At 58.0% G+C, this 13,889-nt stretch carries 15 protein-coding genes; 8 read left to right on the forward strand and 7 right to left on the reverse strand.

All coding sequences use genetic code 11. The annotated features are described in order from the left end of the window. Positions 1 to 23 precede the first annotated feature (23 nt). Positions 24 to 917, forward strand: a complete 894-nt coding sequence (locus tag HMPREF3175_RS01285) for a 1,4-dihydroxy-2-naphthoate polyprenyltransferase (RefSeq protein ID WP_070490296.1) — start codon at positions 24 to 26, stop codon at positions 915 to 917. An 81-nt stretch (positions 918 to 998) separates the two neighbouring features. Here HMPREF3175_RS01285 and HMPREF3175_RS01290 read toward each other — a convergent pair whose 3' ends face one another. Next, positions 999 to 1,421 (reverse strand): hypothetical protein, encoded by a 423-nt coding sequence (locus tag HMPREF3175_RS01290; protein WP_141742433.1) that lies wholly within the window; start codon positions 1,419 to 1,421, stop codon positions 999 to 1,001. Positions 1,422 to 1,482: 61 nt separating this feature from the next. On the opposite strand from HMPREF3175_RS01290, the gene HMPREF3175_RS01295 reads away from it, so the two are divergent. The 4 genes from HMPREF3175_RS01295 to HMPREF3175_RS01310 all read left to right on the forward strand — a co-directional run bounded on the left by HMPREF3175_RS01295 (position 1,483) and on the right by HMPREF3175_RS01310 (position 3,794). After that, entirely contained in the window at positions 1,483 to 1,971 is a 489-nt protein-coding gene (locus HMPREF3175_RS01295; RefSeq protein WP_070490300.1) for a PLD nuclease N-terminal domain-containing protein, read from the forward strand. Further along, the gene (locus HMPREF3175_RS01300) at positions 1,968 to 2,267 is read left to right on the forward strand and encodes a hypothetical protein (protein ID WP_070490303.1); all 300 of its coding nucleotides are present in this window, start codon (positions 1,968 to 1,970) and stop codon (positions 2,265 to 2,267) included. Before HMPREF3175_RS01295 ends, HMPREF3175_RS01300 begins: the two co-directional genes overlap by 4 nt. Positions 2,268 to 2,459: 192 nt before the next feature. Further along, complete coding sequence (locus HMPREF3175_RS01305) at positions 2,460 to 3,431, forward strand: phospholipase A2 (RefSeq protein ID WP_070490305.1); 972 nt, start codon at positions 2,460 to 2,462, stop codon at positions 3,429 to 3,431. A gap of 15 nt (positions 3,432 to 3,446) precedes the next feature. Then, a complete protein-coding gene (locus tag HMPREF3175_RS01310) occupies positions 3,447 to 3,794 on the forward strand; it encodes a hypothetical protein (protein ID WP_035757875.1) in 348 nt (115 codons plus the stop codon). 125 nt (positions 3,795 to 3,919) lie between these two features. Here HMPREF3175_RS01310 and ccsB read toward each other — a convergent pair whose 3' ends face one another. The 5 genes from ccsB to HMPREF3175_RS01335 are packed head-to-tail and all read right to left on the reverse strand — an operon-like array spanning position 3,920 to position 8,907. After that, positions 3,920 to 5,041 (reverse strand): c-type cytochrome biogenesis protein CcsB, encoded by a 1,122-nt coding sequence (gene ccsB, locus HMPREF3175_RS01315; RefSeq protein WP_256276230.1) that lies wholly within the window; start codon positions 5,039 to 5,041, stop codon positions 3,920 to 3,922. Positions 5,042 to 5,099: 58 nt separating this feature from the next. Beyond that, the gene (locus tag HMPREF3175_RS01320; protein WP_256276231.1) at positions 5,100 to 6,767 is read right to left on the reverse strand and encodes a cytochrome c biogenesis protein ResB; all 1,668 of its coding nucleotides are present in this window, start codon (positions 6,765 to 6,767) and stop codon (positions 5,100 to 5,102) included. Then, positions 6,764 to 7,588, reverse strand: a complete 825-nt coding sequence (locus HMPREF3175_RS01325; RefSeq protein ID WP_083285447.1) for a cytochrome c biogenesis CcdA family protein — start codon at positions 7,586 to 7,588, stop codon at positions 6,764 to 6,766. Before HMPREF3175_RS01325 ends, HMPREF3175_RS01320 begins: the two co-directional genes overlap by 4 nt. Continuing rightward, positions 7,585 to 8,235 (reverse strand): TlpA family protein disulfide reductase, encoded by a 651-nt coding sequence (locus HMPREF3175_RS01330; protein WP_083289338.1) that lies wholly within the window; start codon positions 8,233 to 8,235, stop codon positions 7,585 to 7,587. The genes HMPREF3175_RS01325 and HMPREF3175_RS01330 overlap by 4 nt, the downstream gene beginning before the upstream one ends. Before the next feature lie 3 nt (positions 8,236 to 8,238). Next, positions 8,239 to 8,907, reverse strand: a complete 669-nt coding sequence (locus HMPREF3175_RS01335) for a histidine phosphatase family protein (RefSeq protein ID WP_035757872.1) — start codon at positions 8,905 to 8,907, stop codon at positions 8,239 to 8,241. A 202-nt stretch (positions 8,908 to 9,109) separates the two neighbouring features. Between HMPREF3175_RS01335 and HMPREF3175_RS01340 the strand changes: the two genes are divergently transcribed. The 3 genes from HMPREF3175_RS01340 (at position 9,110) to HMPREF3175_RS01350 (ending at position 11,272) form a co-directional block, all read left to right on the forward strand. Beyond that, entirely contained in the window at positions 9,110 to 9,661 is a 552-nt protein-coding gene (locus HMPREF3175_RS01340; protein WP_035757869.1) for a YceI family protein, read from the forward strand. Positions 9,662 to 9,754: 93 nt separating this feature from the next. Further along, on the forward strand, positions 9,755 to 10,534 hold the full coding sequence (locus HMPREF3175_RS01345) for a hypothetical protein (RefSeq protein WP_141742434.1): 780 nt from the start codon (positions 9,755 to 9,757) through the stop codon (positions 10,532 to 10,534). Between the two features lie 39 nt (positions 10,535 to 10,573). Beyond that, the gene (locus HMPREF3175_RS01350) at positions 10,574 to 11,272 is read left to right on the forward strand and encodes a hypothetical protein (protein WP_070490310.1); all 699 of its coding nucleotides are present in this window, start codon (positions 10,574 to 10,576) and stop codon (positions 11,270 to 11,272) included. A gap of 87 nt (positions 11,273 to 11,359) precedes the next feature. Here HMPREF3175_RS01350 and HMPREF3175_RS01355 read toward each other — a convergent pair whose 3' ends face one another. Beyond that, positions 11,360 to 13,684 carry an ABC transporter permease family protein gene (locus tag HMPREF3175_RS01355; RefSeq protein ID WP_141742435.1) on the reverse strand — a complete coding sequence of 775 codons (2,325 nt, stop codon included), beginning with the start codon at positions 13,682 to 13,684 and terminating at the stop codon, positions 11,360 to 11,362. Positions 13,685 to 13,889 lie beyond the last annotated feature (205 nt).

Genomic DNA, 13,889 nt, shown 5'->3' on the forward strand with positions numbered 1-13,889 from the left:
CTATCGAAAGGACCTCGTTCTTCGTGGCCACTGCCTCACAATGGATCTCTGGCGCCCGCCTCCGGACGTTGCCGATGGCTGTTTCACCGGTGCTGGTGGGTGTCGCGGCTGGTTTCGCGGCTTCGGGTACGGTCAAGTGGATTCCGGCGTTGCTTGCCCTGGTGGTCTCGCTGCTGCTACAGATCGGTGTGAATTACGCCAACGACTATTCCGATGGCGTGCGCGGCACCGATAACGAGCGTGTGGGTCCGTTCCGGCTCACCGGGTCTGGTGCGGCGAGCCCGCGGGCGGTCAAGTACGCCTCGTTCCTATGCTTCGGGCTCGCGGCCCTGGCGGGCCTGGGGCTTGTGTGGATGACACAGACGTGGGTTTTGTTGATCGTGGGGGCGCTCGCGATCGCGGCCGCGTGGGGTTATACGGGTGGTAAGAACCCGTATGGTTACCTGGGTTTAGGCGAGCTGTTTGTCTTCATTTTCTTTGGGCTCGTAGCAACCGTCGGGACAACCTACACCCAGTTGGGTTATTTGTCTGGGCATTCCTGGCTTGGCGCGATTTCGGTTGGGTTGATCGCGACCGCCTTGCTGATGGTCAACAACATCCGCGACCTACCGACTGACCGTGTTGCCGGGAAGCGGACGTTGGCGGTGCGTCTTGGGGATCGTCTTGCGCGGTTGGTCTATGTTCTGATGATCGTTGTTTCGATCGTGGGGCCGGTGGCACTCGGGTTTGTCACGAACGTGTGGTTCTTTATGGTGTTATTGACGTTCGTGGTTGCGTTCAAGCCATGTGCGGCGGTCCTGACTGCCGAAGACCGCCGCGACCTCATCCCTGCATTGGCTAAAACGAGCCTGATCCAGGTGGTTTTCGCTGTGCTGTTCTCGCTTGCGCTCGTGTTGCATAAGCTTTTGATGACCTAACCGCTGAATACGGCGACGGCCGCGGATCAACGAGGAGTTGATGCCGCGGCCGCGCAGTTTAAGGCTGTTTATACGTGTAGTTCAGCGGTCTGCGAGGTCAGTGGTGTCGGCCTTGTTCTGGCGGGATGCACTCTCTGGCAAGCCGTCGTCTTCTTCGCCGTCACTGTCCCGCACGCCATCGTCTTCTTGGGCGCCGCCTTCTTGGGCGTCGAGGTATGCATCTTCAACGTGTTCGTCGCTTGCTGCGTCCGCCTCAGGCGCTACACCGGCGGTTTTGGTTTCGGCTTTGCGCCGGTTGAGTGCGCGGCGGAATTGTTGGCTCGCTTCAGCTTGTGCTTTGTTCATGAAGAGGAACGTCACGGCGAACGAGAAGACCGCGCCTACCACTACGGACGCGATCGCCCCACCGACCGGCCAGCGGTTGAACGCGAAAAAATAGTACACGAGCATCGAGACGCCGATCAGGATGACGGCGCGGATCAGACCCATCCAAAAAACCTTCACCGCTCTAGTCTATAGGTGAGCAGCGGGGTGCCCGTACTGGGCGCAAACTAGAATGGACGGTATGCGTTGGCTCGTCTTCATCGTTCCGCTGGTTCTTGTTTTCATTCTGTACGCGTTGTTCAACGCGATCGGCACGCCTCAGCATCGTGTGCGTTCGTTACCGAAGGGTGTGTGGATCGCTGCGATCATCGTGTTGCCGGTGGTTGGAGCGGTGCTGTGGTTGACGTTGGGTTCGGATAAGACCGCGCCGGCGCCTACTCCTCGCGGGCAGGGCCCGGATGATGATGCGGCTTTCCTTGAACGGTTGAACCTTGAGCGTGACCGCAAGAAGATGCGGCAGGATGCGTTGCGCCGTGAGAAGGAACTTGAAGCGCGTGAGGCCGCGTTGCGTGAGCGGGAGCAGGCCGCCGAACGTGATCGCCAGCGCGGCAACGCCGAAGCTGTTAACCCTCACCGTGATAGTTCAGGCCCTGGTCAGCACGACGACGGCCAGCCGGGCAGCGGCCAGCCAGGCGACGTTGAGGATTCCGATGGCGGTGAACGGCCATGATCGCGCTTACCGTGTTGTTCCCTTCTGTGTGGTTGCCGTTCAATCCCACCCATTACGATGGGCCGGTCACCGATAGCCAGCCGACGTGGTTGCCGGTGATTTTGGGGGCTGTGGGCGTTCTGGTTTTGATCGCGATTTTCGCGACGTTCATCGTGTGGCTGATGCGCGGTGATCGACGCGATAAAGAGGCGGGCCTGCACATGGAGGAATCCCCGTTCTTTGAGACGCGGGAGAATCCATACGAGGAACAGTTCCGACGCAAAAACCATACCGACCACGGCAGCTCAGACAGCTAGTTATTCGATGGCCCTGTCCGACTAGCAACATCTTTAGGCGTTATGAATCTAAGCTATTTTAGAATTGGCTTTGATTAACTATAGTTTTCACGATTCTTGCTGACTAACTCTGGTTTCCTTTGAGGCCCAGCGGTAGCGTGATCTGCATCACCACCAGGTGATGTGGATTACTTACCAAACTAAAGAGGCATCATGAAAAAACCTTCTCGAGTCTGGGCAGTCCTATCTATTACAGCGCTCAGCACTTCTCTGGCGGTCTTGCCTTCCGCTCAGGCGGAACCCATTAATCAAGCGGAACCAATCAATAGTGTTCAGCAAGAATCATCCAATAGTGTCCAACAAGAGGACATCATCACCCTGGCCCCTACAGATGCTAGCGGGCTCGCGGAAGACCTGGTGATCTTCGAGACCATGGTCAGCGAACCTAAAGCGAAAGTTTCCCTGCAGTACGATCTACCCGACGGCTGCACCGTGAAAGGGAACCTTCCAGCGAAAAGCGGTAGCGTGAAACTCACATGCAATGGGGAAACAAAAGAGTTCGCACCAATAGTTCTGGGAGCTGACGGTAGCAAAATCCCGTGGACGTTGACCTCGACTCCCGAAGGTCTCGGCCTAACCTACGCTTCAGAGAAAGCCGAAGCGCTAGCCACCGGTGTCATCAGTGACAACAGTGAGCTCATCATCAAAGAGGCGTCAGCTTCCATCAGGAAGACGAACAAGGAAATGTCTGGCTCCGTGTCATTCTCGTTCGATAACACCAAGGCGTCTGAGCGCCTGCGCTCATCGGTGGGACCGGACCCTCGCACCACGTCTGCCCACCTCGTGACTGTCCCTAGCCACTACAGGTACTGCCCACACTGGTGCAAGCCGAAGTCACTTCACGACTATTGCACCTGGTCACCTGATCAGTGGTTCAAAGCAGACTTCCGTGGCCCTTGCGCGATTCATGACCTGGGGATCGAGGAAACCAGGAAGAAGCCGATGAACCTTGAGCAGAAGCGTAATGAGCGAAGGATGCATGACTATCGTTTCGGCGCCAACCTGCGGACCAACTGCGCATACTTCTATCCCGCTGGCACGCTAGGCAGAAGTCACTGCAACGGGGCAACCCACATCTATCAGTCAGCTGTATTGACTGCGACCGCAAACTGGGACGGCAGCTAAGTGAATTCTAAAACGATGGCCGCGCTTCTTTTCGCGCCGGCTGTGTATCACGTGTTCCTGCTGATTATCATTGTGAGCTCTGCGCTTCCGCCGCGGGGCATCATGCTCACCCTTTGGGGTATCTCGCTGATTATCCCGTTCATTGCGGTAGCGCTCATGGCGCGCGATAAGACCAGCTACGCCCCGGCTCTTGTGGCTACCGTGGCAGTCCTGGCGGTTCTGCGGTGCGCACTCTTCGTTGCAGAACAGGTCCTCTATGACGCCTACTTCGTCACTCCTGTGGACCTCGTTCTAGCGGTATCACTAGCGGTCATCGGCATCGTGGTGGTCCGTAAGCGCAAGCCCATTCCTCACTCTGCATAACCCAAGAGAACACGCAATACACAAAACGTGTGGCCGGAGCTTCCAGTACGGAAGCCCCGGCCACACGTCGTTACTGGTGCGAGCTAAGCGCGTAGCGTCAGCAGCCCGCGGGCGGTGAAGGGTTTCTAGATCCCTGCGTAGGAGTGCAGGCCCGCGAACACGGTGTTCACCACTGTGAAGTTGAAGATGATGCACCCATAGCCGATGATGCTCAGCCATGCGGAGCGGTCGCCGGTCCAGCCGCGAGTTGCTCGCGCGTGCAGGTAGCCTGCGTAGACAACCCAGATGATGAAGGTCCAGACTTCCTTGGTGTCCCACCCCCACGGGCGGCCCCACGCTTCGTTAGCCCACACCGCCCCGAGGATCAAGGTCAGGGTCCAGGCCACGAATGCGACCGCGTTGATGCGGTAGGCGAGGTTCTCAAGGGTCACGGCGGAAGGAACCAACCGCAGCCACGGGAGCTTGTCCTCACGGCCAGCGATCAAAGCAGCCTGGCGGCGCGACTGAATGAGTTGCAGAACAGCCATCGCGAAGGTCAACGTGAACAATGCGCAAGCCAGGACCGCGATCGAAACGTGAATGATGAGCCACGGCGACTGTAGCGCCGGCTGCAGGTGCTGAACGGGCGTTGGAAACGCCATGGTGGCCGAGCACATCATCGCAACGACCAAGCCAGAGATGAACACACCCATGAACCGGATGTCTTTGATCATGAGCGCAACCAAATACACCGCAACGACCACGAGTGCGCCCGTGGTCATGAACTCGTACATGTTGCCCCACGGGACGCGCTGCGCTGCGATCGAACGCGTCACCACAGCGGCGGCGTGGATCGCGAACGAAAGCCACATCAAAGCGATAGCAACCCGAGCCAAGCGACGGGTTGGTGCTTTCTCGTCATAGTCCATGTCGTCATCGACGAGCTGACCATCCACCGTCGCGTTGCGGTGCCGGATACGGCCGGTTTCTTCCTTGTCTTCACGTTCGGCGAGCGCGACAGACCCAGCGGATCCCTTGTTTGCTGCCGCGGCGGCTAAGGCACGCTTCTCCTGCTTAACAAGGGACTTCTCGATGTCCTGAATCGTCTGGGAGGAACGCACCAAGTCGTAGGCGAACACCACGAACGTCACCGAGTATGCCATCGCCGCCAAAAGCATCAGCAGCTCGGAGGTTGAACCCAAAGAAAGGTTCAACTCCCCTTTAGGGGTATACGCGGGGAGATAAGAAAACATAGTCGTCACAGTCATCCGTTCTCTCGGTGATCAGCACCCTCACTCAGCCGCTGAAATGCCTCAGCTACTGCATTCACTCAGCGAGCGTGTACCGGCCGGAAACAGCCTTCACCAACGCTTCCGCTTCAGTCTGCAGGCGCGGGTCTTCACCGCGCGCTAGGAGTGCATACTCAATTCTACGCTTGCCGGCCTCATCGGGGTCTGAAACCTTGAACCATACGCGACGGCGCGGAATGAACAGAGAGGCCAATAGACCGGCGACAGCGAGCATCGAGAACCCGAGCAACCACGGCTTGCCCGGATCATGGTGGACCTCGATGCCGATGAACCGCTTCAGCCCATCAAACCGGATGGTCCCTTTACCTTCCGGCAGCTTATATTCGCGGTTCTGCGGGTTCAGTCCCAGCACGATGCCGCCGGCCTCTAGTTTGCGGGAGTTCAGCTGGGTCATCTTCTCGGTTTTGAGCACATACACGTTCTGCGGGGCGCCGGTCTCAAGGCCGAGGTCGCCATAGTAGGAATCCAGGTTCAGGGATGGTGCGAGCGCTTCCGGGTCGCCTGAATAGGCAACCCCGTTCTCGCCCATCACCGTTGTTGGGAGGAAGAAACCCTGGAAACCCAGCTGGGTTGGCTTGGCGTCAGGGACCTTCAAAACCACGAGCGACATGTAGGACGGGTCCTGTGGTTGGGCAACCACGGGGCCGGAGAATGCGACGTTGCCTTCCCCGTCTGTCACGGTGATCATCGGGGCGTAACCGTTACCGAGCAAGTAAATGTCCGTTCCGGCTACGCGGAGCGGCTCATTGACTTTGAGCTTTTCGGTGACCCATTCGGCATCGGGGCTGTGGCGAACATCCAGGTTCGCTTCATAGTCGATCGGTTGCCCGTATTTGCCGTCCGCTCGTTCTTGGCGGTCAAACTGGATCTTGAAATCCTTGAGTTTCAGCTGGAACGGTTGCAGGTTTTCAGCTTTGAACCGTTGCCCGGGGGAGAACTGGTCGTAGGCGATCAACGTGTTCGTGAACCCCTCCCCTTGCACGATGATGCGTTGCCCGTTGTATCCGAACAGGCCACCTACCGCCACGGCGATCAGCACGCCGATCAGCGAGACGTGGAACGTGAGGTTGCCCCATTCGCGCAAGTAGCCGCGTTCAGCGGCAACCGAGACCTGCCCCTTGTTTTCCTCTATGGAGGTCCGGTAGCGGCGTTTACGCAAGATGCTGCGCAGGGTTTGCGCGATCTCTTCGCTATCGCCTTGGTTGGCTTCCAGCTCGATGACGCCGTTGACTGGCATCCGGTTTAGACGGACTGGTGTGCGTGCTGGCGGGCGTACCGTTGCCCGTGCGTGTTGGCGGGCGCGTGGGATCACGCAACCGATGAGGGAAACGAACAGCAGCAGGTAGATCGCTGAGAACCAAACGGATGTGAAGACATCGAAGAGCTGAAGTTTGTCCAGGATGGGGCCTGCGACCTCGTGCTCTGCGATGTACTGGGCCACACTCTGTGGGTCTTGGTTGCGCTGTGGGAACAGGGAGCCTGGAACCGCGGCTACCGCGAGCAGCATCAGCAAGACCATCGCGGTGCGCATGGTTGTCAGTTGGGTCCATGCCCACCGCATCATGCCGATCGGGCCGAGAGCTGGCGCCAGCTGTTTCTGCTGCTTCGCTTTCTTCTTGGCCTTAGCTTTCTTCGTGGCGGTCTCGTGTGCCGCAGCTTTCTTCGCTGCATCCTTTTTGGTCACAGCGGCAACCTCACTTCGTTAGCGAACCAGTTTTGCAGTTCGGTAATCCACGTGTTCCACAAGCCTGAGGCCATCACTATCCCTAGGAGTATCAGAATCACGCCGCCGGTACGCATCACGGCGAGTTGGTGTTTGCGGAAGAAGGACACCGCACGGGTGACTTTGGTGAGGCCGAGCGCAACGAGCAGGAACGGGATGCCTAGCCCGAGGCAATACACGAATGTGATCAGCGCGCCTCGGGGGACGTTCGCGTTGGGTCCGGTTGTCAGGGCTAGTGCGGCAGCCAGGGTGGGGCCCATGCAGGGTGCCCAGCCGAGTGCGAACGTCATCCCTAGAAGGGGTGCACCCCATAGCCCGGCGGGTGGGCGTTTGGTGATGCGGCGTTCGCGTTGCATGAAGCCGAAGCCGCCCATGAACACAACACCCAGCAGGGCGACAATAACGCCGAGCGCTTGGGTGACCCATTGGCCTTCGTGCATCATCCAGATGTAGGCGCGCGTGAACACCGCCCCGATTAGCACGAACACTACGGAGAAACCCAGCACGAACAGGCCGATGCCTGCGAAGACGCGGCCGCGTTTGTGTTGGTTGAGTTCCATGCCGGTCAGCCCGGTCACGTACCCCATGTATCCGGGCAGAAGCGGTAGCACGCACGGGGAAAGGAATGAGATGAGGCCTGCGAGTGCGGCGATGGGTAGCGCAACCAGCAGCGAGCCGTCGGCGATCGATGCGGCTGCTTGGTTACCTGCTGTTGATGCGGCCGTTGTTGCCGTGACCGCGGTTGCTGGGACTGCTGTTGCCGCCAGTGCGGTGTTGATCATGTGGCGTCTGCGGGGGTCTCTTGCGCGGTTTTGATCAGGGCGCGCAGCGTGGATTCTTCAACAACGCCCAGCACCCGTGCCGATACGCGGCGGTTTGGGTCTAGTACGAGTGTTGTGGGCACCGCTTGCGGCGGAACGTATTGGGATAGCGCGAGCAGTACGCCGCCGTCGAGGTCGCGGACGGATTCGTACGGGATTTTGAAGGTTTTATCGAACGCTTCTGCGGCGGCTTTTTCGTCGCGTACGTTGATGCCGAGGAAGGTCACGCCTTTGTTCTTGAATTCGTCTGCCACGGCTTTCAGTGCTGGGGCTTCCACGCGACACGGGGAGCACGCCGCGTACCAGAAGTTCAAAACCAGCACGTCGCCTTCCGCGTAGCTTGCGGCGTCGATGTCTGTTCCGTTGAAGGTTGTGCCGGTGAATTTGACTGGTTCGCTGCGGTCTTCGGGGGCGTATTCGCTCACGGAGCCGTCGCCAGCAACATAGCCTTTCCCGCTTCCTTCTTTGTTTTGGTTGGCGAGGTCGCTGGATTCGGTCGAGCATGCGGCGAGCCCTGCGGCTGCTGTTGCGAGCATGAGCCCGAGCACTGCGCGGCGGCCGTAGCGGGGGTTCGGGGTGTGTGGAGCGTTCATTCCGGTGTGATTCATGGTTTATGCCCCTGGAACGTTGATGGTTCCTGGGAGGAGTTCTGCTGCTGGCTCTGAATAGGTGAGGTCTACGGCGGCACCGTTGCGGTCGAAAGAGATGGACGTGACCGAGGCCAGAGTGCATTCGCGGCGGAATGCGTTGAACGCGAGTGAGCGGCCTTCGGTTGCTAGCCGGGTGACCCAGATGGGTAGCTGGTGGGATACGACCACGATGTTGGCGCCGGGCCCGTGTTGTTGGATTGCATAGTCACGGTGTTTGCTGATGGCTTGGGCCATACGGGTGGCTTGGTGGGCGTAAGGCTCTCCCCACGATGGTGTCAGTGGGTTACGTACGAGCGGCCAGAGGCGTGGCGTTGAGAGCAGGGTGTCCTTAATGTTGCTGTATCCCTCGAGTTGGGATTCGGCTTCGATGACTCCTGGTTCGGTTGTGATGGGTAGGCCGAGTGCTTGTGCGATGGGGGCCGCGGTTTGTTGCGCACGGATCAGTGGTGAGCTGATGAGCGAGACGAGGTTGGTTCCGTGTTCTTTTTGTTCCGCGAAGTGTTCGGCGACCAGGCGGGCCATGTTGTGGCCGCGTTGTGAAAGTTCGTATCCGGGCAGGCGCCCGTAGAGCACGCGGTGAGGGTTTTCGACTTCACCATGGCGGACAAGGTGGACAACAGCTTGGGACATAATTCTCATTGTCTCAGAGGGAACGCTCAGGTGGAGATTCAGGGAACGCTCAGGTTGTTTTTCTTAGCTCTCCAGGGCTTGAACCGCTCCTTCTAGGTGGACAGGTGAGCCTCGCTCAGCCAAAGTAGTTGATATATCAACAGTTGATCTATCAAGTTTGTTTTCGGTCTTCTGAGCTCAATCTTATGAAGGAGAGACCGCCATGAGCGCACTTCCATTGAACCTGACACCTGGCACCTGGAATCTGGATGCTGCACACACTGAGATTGGTTTCTCGGTTCGCCACGCGGCAATCGCCCGCACGCGTGGCCGCTTCACCGCCGATTCCGGTGTGCTGACCGTGGGTGAGACCTTGGATGACACCAAGCTAGAGGTAACCCTCAATGTCGCTTCTGTTAACACGTCAAACCAGGGCCGTGATGAACACTTGCGCTCAGCCGACTTCTTCGACACGGAAACCCACCCCAAGGCTCACTTCGTTTCCACGAAGATCAGCGGCGAGGGTAGCGCCTTAACCGTTGAAGGCGAGTTCACCCTCCGCGGCACCACCAAGCCTTTGACTCTTGAAGTTGATTTCGCCGGCGTGGTAACTGATCCGATGGGCGCTACCCGATGCGGTGGCGAGGCGACCGCGGAGCTGAGCCGTAAGGAATTCGGGTTGACCTGGAATGCCGCGCTCGAAACCGGCGGCGTCATGGTTGGAGACAAGGTCCGCCTACAGATCGATGCGGAGTTCATTAAGGACAACGCATAGTCCAACAGCTGCGCATATGCCGTAACTGCGGCGCTTTGCCTCAAGAGTTACGGAAGGTTCAAGGGGTTTCGCTCATACCAGTAGCATGGAGGTATGAGCGAAACCCCTGACGTTAACCGCAGTAGCAATCCTGAGGGACCCGCTGGCGGCACCCCGGATGAGCCTCGCTACGGAGTCCGGCGCGAGGATCTCCCTCCGGGCAGTTATCCCCCACCGGTGAATCCGCAGCAGCCTATGCCTGAGCAGAGTGCGTCTGAGCCGCGGCAGGGTAACTACAACGCTATGAACGGCTGGGATTCGAATCCGCAACCTGGCTGGGGGCAACCAGCTTCCGGTTATGACCAGAACGGCTGGCCGGTCAACAACTCTTGGCAACAACAGCAGCAGCCGATGCGCCGGCCCGGACTCATGATCGCCGGTTGTGTACTCGCGTGGGTTTTGTCCGCGCTCGGTCTTCTTTCAAGTTTCGGCCTGTTGATGGTTTCGAACCTCTCGCCGCAACAGCTTGAACGCGTCCTCGTTGAGGAGATGCCGGCGGAGCTGATTGATGAGTTCCACCGCAGTGTGGACAGTATGGGTGGCTTCGATGCCTTGTCAGGGCTGATGCGCGGATTGGGCATCGGGCTCCTCGTGTTTTGCGCGCTGCTTTCTGTTGCCGCGATTTTCATTATCACTGGCTCGAACGCGTGGCGCATCGTCGGGGTGATCTTGGCTGCAGCAGCTGGAGTCTTGGCTCTTTTCGGCTTCACAGAAAATCCGCTTGTGGCCATCCTGTGGCTCGCGGCGACCGTCATCATGGTTGTTGGGTGGACTACCCCGGCAACAAACGCGTGGCTTCGGCAACAAGTACAACTCAAGCGTGCCCGCCGCTAAGCAGAACACTTTCCCTTCACAACCGACGATTGAGGAAACATGACGAACACCCCTCACCCGCCTAACGCACCGGAACCGTACGACCAGAATCAGCCAAGCACGCAACCACCGGCTTCTCAGCAACCGCCTGCGCAGGAGCCGCAGAGCTTCGGCTGGGACGGCCCAAATCCGCAGCCTCCTCAGGCCGCCCCGAACACCTATAGCGCACAGGCTGCTGGCTGGGGTAACTATTCGGCCGACTCGATTCCGACAACCCCACCCAAGCGACCAGCAAGTGTTGTGTTCGCTTCAATCGCGGCCTGGTTGTGGGCTGCCCTCACGATCGTTGGTGCGATCGTCGCCATGGCGGCTATCGGCGCAGTAAGCGACCAGGATCTGCGGCAGGCGCTGGGACCTGAAGTGTTTATGGAGGCAGCAAAGCAGGGCCTTAGCGAGGAACAGTTCATCAGCTCTGTCAGAATCATGGTGCCTCTCATTGGCGTGTTCCTGGCTGTTGTGGGCGTTTTCGCTCTGATCGCGGGAATCCTGGCGTTCAGGGGCAGTAACGGTTGGCGCATTTTCGGTATCGTCGGAGCCTCGATAACTATGGCTTTGACGCTCATCGGCTCGCTGAGCGGGCCGTCCCGAGGCATGCTGACGGCTGTTCTGCCACTTATCTCGATTATCTGCTGGTCGGTGGCTGGCGGCTGGTACCGGGCAGTCCGGGACTACAAGCGAATGAGCCTCTACCGCCGCTAGAACCACTGCACAATAAACGCGTCACAATAAATAGGCTGGCGGACGCCCCTTTTCAGGGTGTCCGCCAGCCCATTTTAGATACCTTTTCTAGGCGTGAGCGTTGTTCTTCCGACTCGATAGCCCCACAATGAGTAGGCCGACAACCGATCCGAGAACGAGCACTGCCGCAGCATACAGGATGGTCATCCAGTCAATGGCGAAAGGCAGCACTTCACCCATGAGTTGTGAGATCAAGGCTGCGGGCCCAAGGCCTGCAATCAGCCCCAGCACGAACGCTTTGACCGCAATACTGCCGATGCTCCATCTGAGCACCCAGCGTTGCCACGAGGCCGGCAGGCCCAGCGTCCAGAACGTTGATTTCAATGCTTCCAAGCTCTTCGCGTTAGTGCGACTCACCATGATCACGATCACACAGGAGCCGATCAACGCTGACGCCAAGCTGAAATAGACGTTGCTTGGCGTACTCGCTTCTTGCTTGAGAGGAACCTGCAAGAGATCGCGGGAAATCCGGCTCTCTAACGCCCCTGCCAGCAGCTCTTTCTGCTGCGATTCGGACAGGTCAGTGAAGACCCACCTCAAACCTTCAAGCGACAACCGGTGCTCTTTAGCTGTCTTAGTAAGCATGAATGCAGCTGCGTTTGCTTCCCAGTGCTCGCCGAAATCTGCCTGCACAGCGGGGAGTAGCTCACCATCTGGAAGGTTCTCTGAAAATATACGAGCTTCAGATCCGTCTAGAAACGCCGAATCACGCACAAGCAGACCGCCCTTATCTAAGGTGGCGGCTTCCTCACTGCTTAGCTCGCGACCAAGAATCCTCCCGAGATCGTCCGCATCATCAACAGCGCTGATACCGTACGACCCATAGACGCCTTCTATGATGTCGAACTGACCTCCTGCGATTGTCACTGCCACCGGCTCCTTGAGCCCGAGCTTATGCGCGAGGTCGTTGACTGTCTTCTCGCTAACTTTAAGCCCGTTCGGGTGCTCCTGCTCAACACCAAATTGATCGTCAGGCAACGGTGAGATCAATGACTTATTCTGGGCAACCGTGATACTTTGAGCAAAAGTCGAGCTGAACATGAGATTACCGATAGCGAGACTGAGCAGAGCGATAGCAAAAACTGTCAAGGCTCGGTGGTACGCAGCTAGTCGTTGCGCGAGCGGCCGTGGTTTGATAGGGGATTTTCGGCTCACATAACCAGTAATTGCCAACGACAAGAACAAAGACCACACAGCTACCGGTAGCGGCGCCCACGTTTCGAGGACATCAATTCCCAGTTGCACCGATGCGGCACCCACGCCTACCAGCGTGAGCACTGCTATGACACCCGTACCCCAGAGCAATTTCTTGGAAGAAAATACCCGTTGGGCTCTGTCTGCGGAGGTGCCCACGGCAACGGAGCGGCTTACTCGCGGACGCGTAATGATGCCACCCGCTACGTAACTGACGATCACCCCAACTGCGATGACGGCCAACCACTTCGTTGGGACCTGCGGTCCCGGGCCTTGAATACCTACGAGATCAGCCAGCGCCGGAGCTACCATCCAAGCAACGCCAACCCCCAGCGCCATGCTCAGGACAGATGCAAGGGCGACAGCAAGCCCGATCTTTCTGAATGTAGCTTTCCACAAAGGCGCTGGATTCACACCCAGCGTATACAACTGGTTATTTACTGGCGCTAGAAGTTTCTTAGACCAGGCCCATAAGAAAGCGACAAGGGACATCGGCAAAAGGAGTGCGAATACACCAAACACAAAGGAGTATTGATCGGCTATTGCACGGTGAGGGCGGTCTTCAACAAAAGAACGTTCTAGGAACCCGTCCCCCAACGTGACACCGTCAAGTGACTCGAGCTGCGCCGCCGTTTTCTCATCAAGATGCGAATAAACATACTCCTCCAGTGCCTCGCGGTCAGTGATAGTGCCGGAATACAACGTTGTCGACATGGCTGCAGCACTGGTCTCCGATGATGCAGGATCAATCGTGTTCCACGTACCAGGGAACGCCAGAAGGGTCTCTAATCTTGGATAGAATCTATGCTCGGCTTTACCCACAACCGTCAGCTTTAGATTTCCGTCTAGCCCGACTACTGTTTCACCCTCCGAGAGATCGGATTCACCGGCAACTACGACCTCGCCGGGTTTATCAGCCCACCGTCCAGAAGTGAGGCTATACCCGAACTCCTGACCAATGTGGGGCCAATCTCCTTCGCTCATGGCCCTACGACGCTCTTGATCAGTATCCAAATACAGGTCACCAGAGGTGGCTACAGCAATCACGCCATCCCCTGGCCGGTTCAGTGCCGACCGCACAGATTCCTTCTCTCCAGCATTTGCATAAAGAGGAATCTGTAGTAGCGCTACCCTGTCTCCAAACTGCATCTGGGCATCATCGGCAGGCTTCATCGACATTTGTCGGTCAGCTGTCGCTACCCAGCTCAGCATGCCTACCACAACGGCTAGCACCACGAGCACAAAGCGATATCGGCTCTTTGTACCGAGGATCTTCTCTACATATCTACCCACCACGAACCTCACCTGCCTCTATACGCCCGTCAACCAAGGCATAGCCGGTATGGCAGTACTCGTGAGGTGTCCCAGGTTTTGTTCCGTTTGA

It is taken from the genome of Arthrobacter sp. HMSC08H08, assembly GCF_001807575.1.
GTDB classification, from domain to species: Bacteria; Actinomycetota; Actinomycetes; order Actinomycetales; family Micrococcaceae; genus Pseudoglutamicibacter; species Pseudoglutamicibacter albus.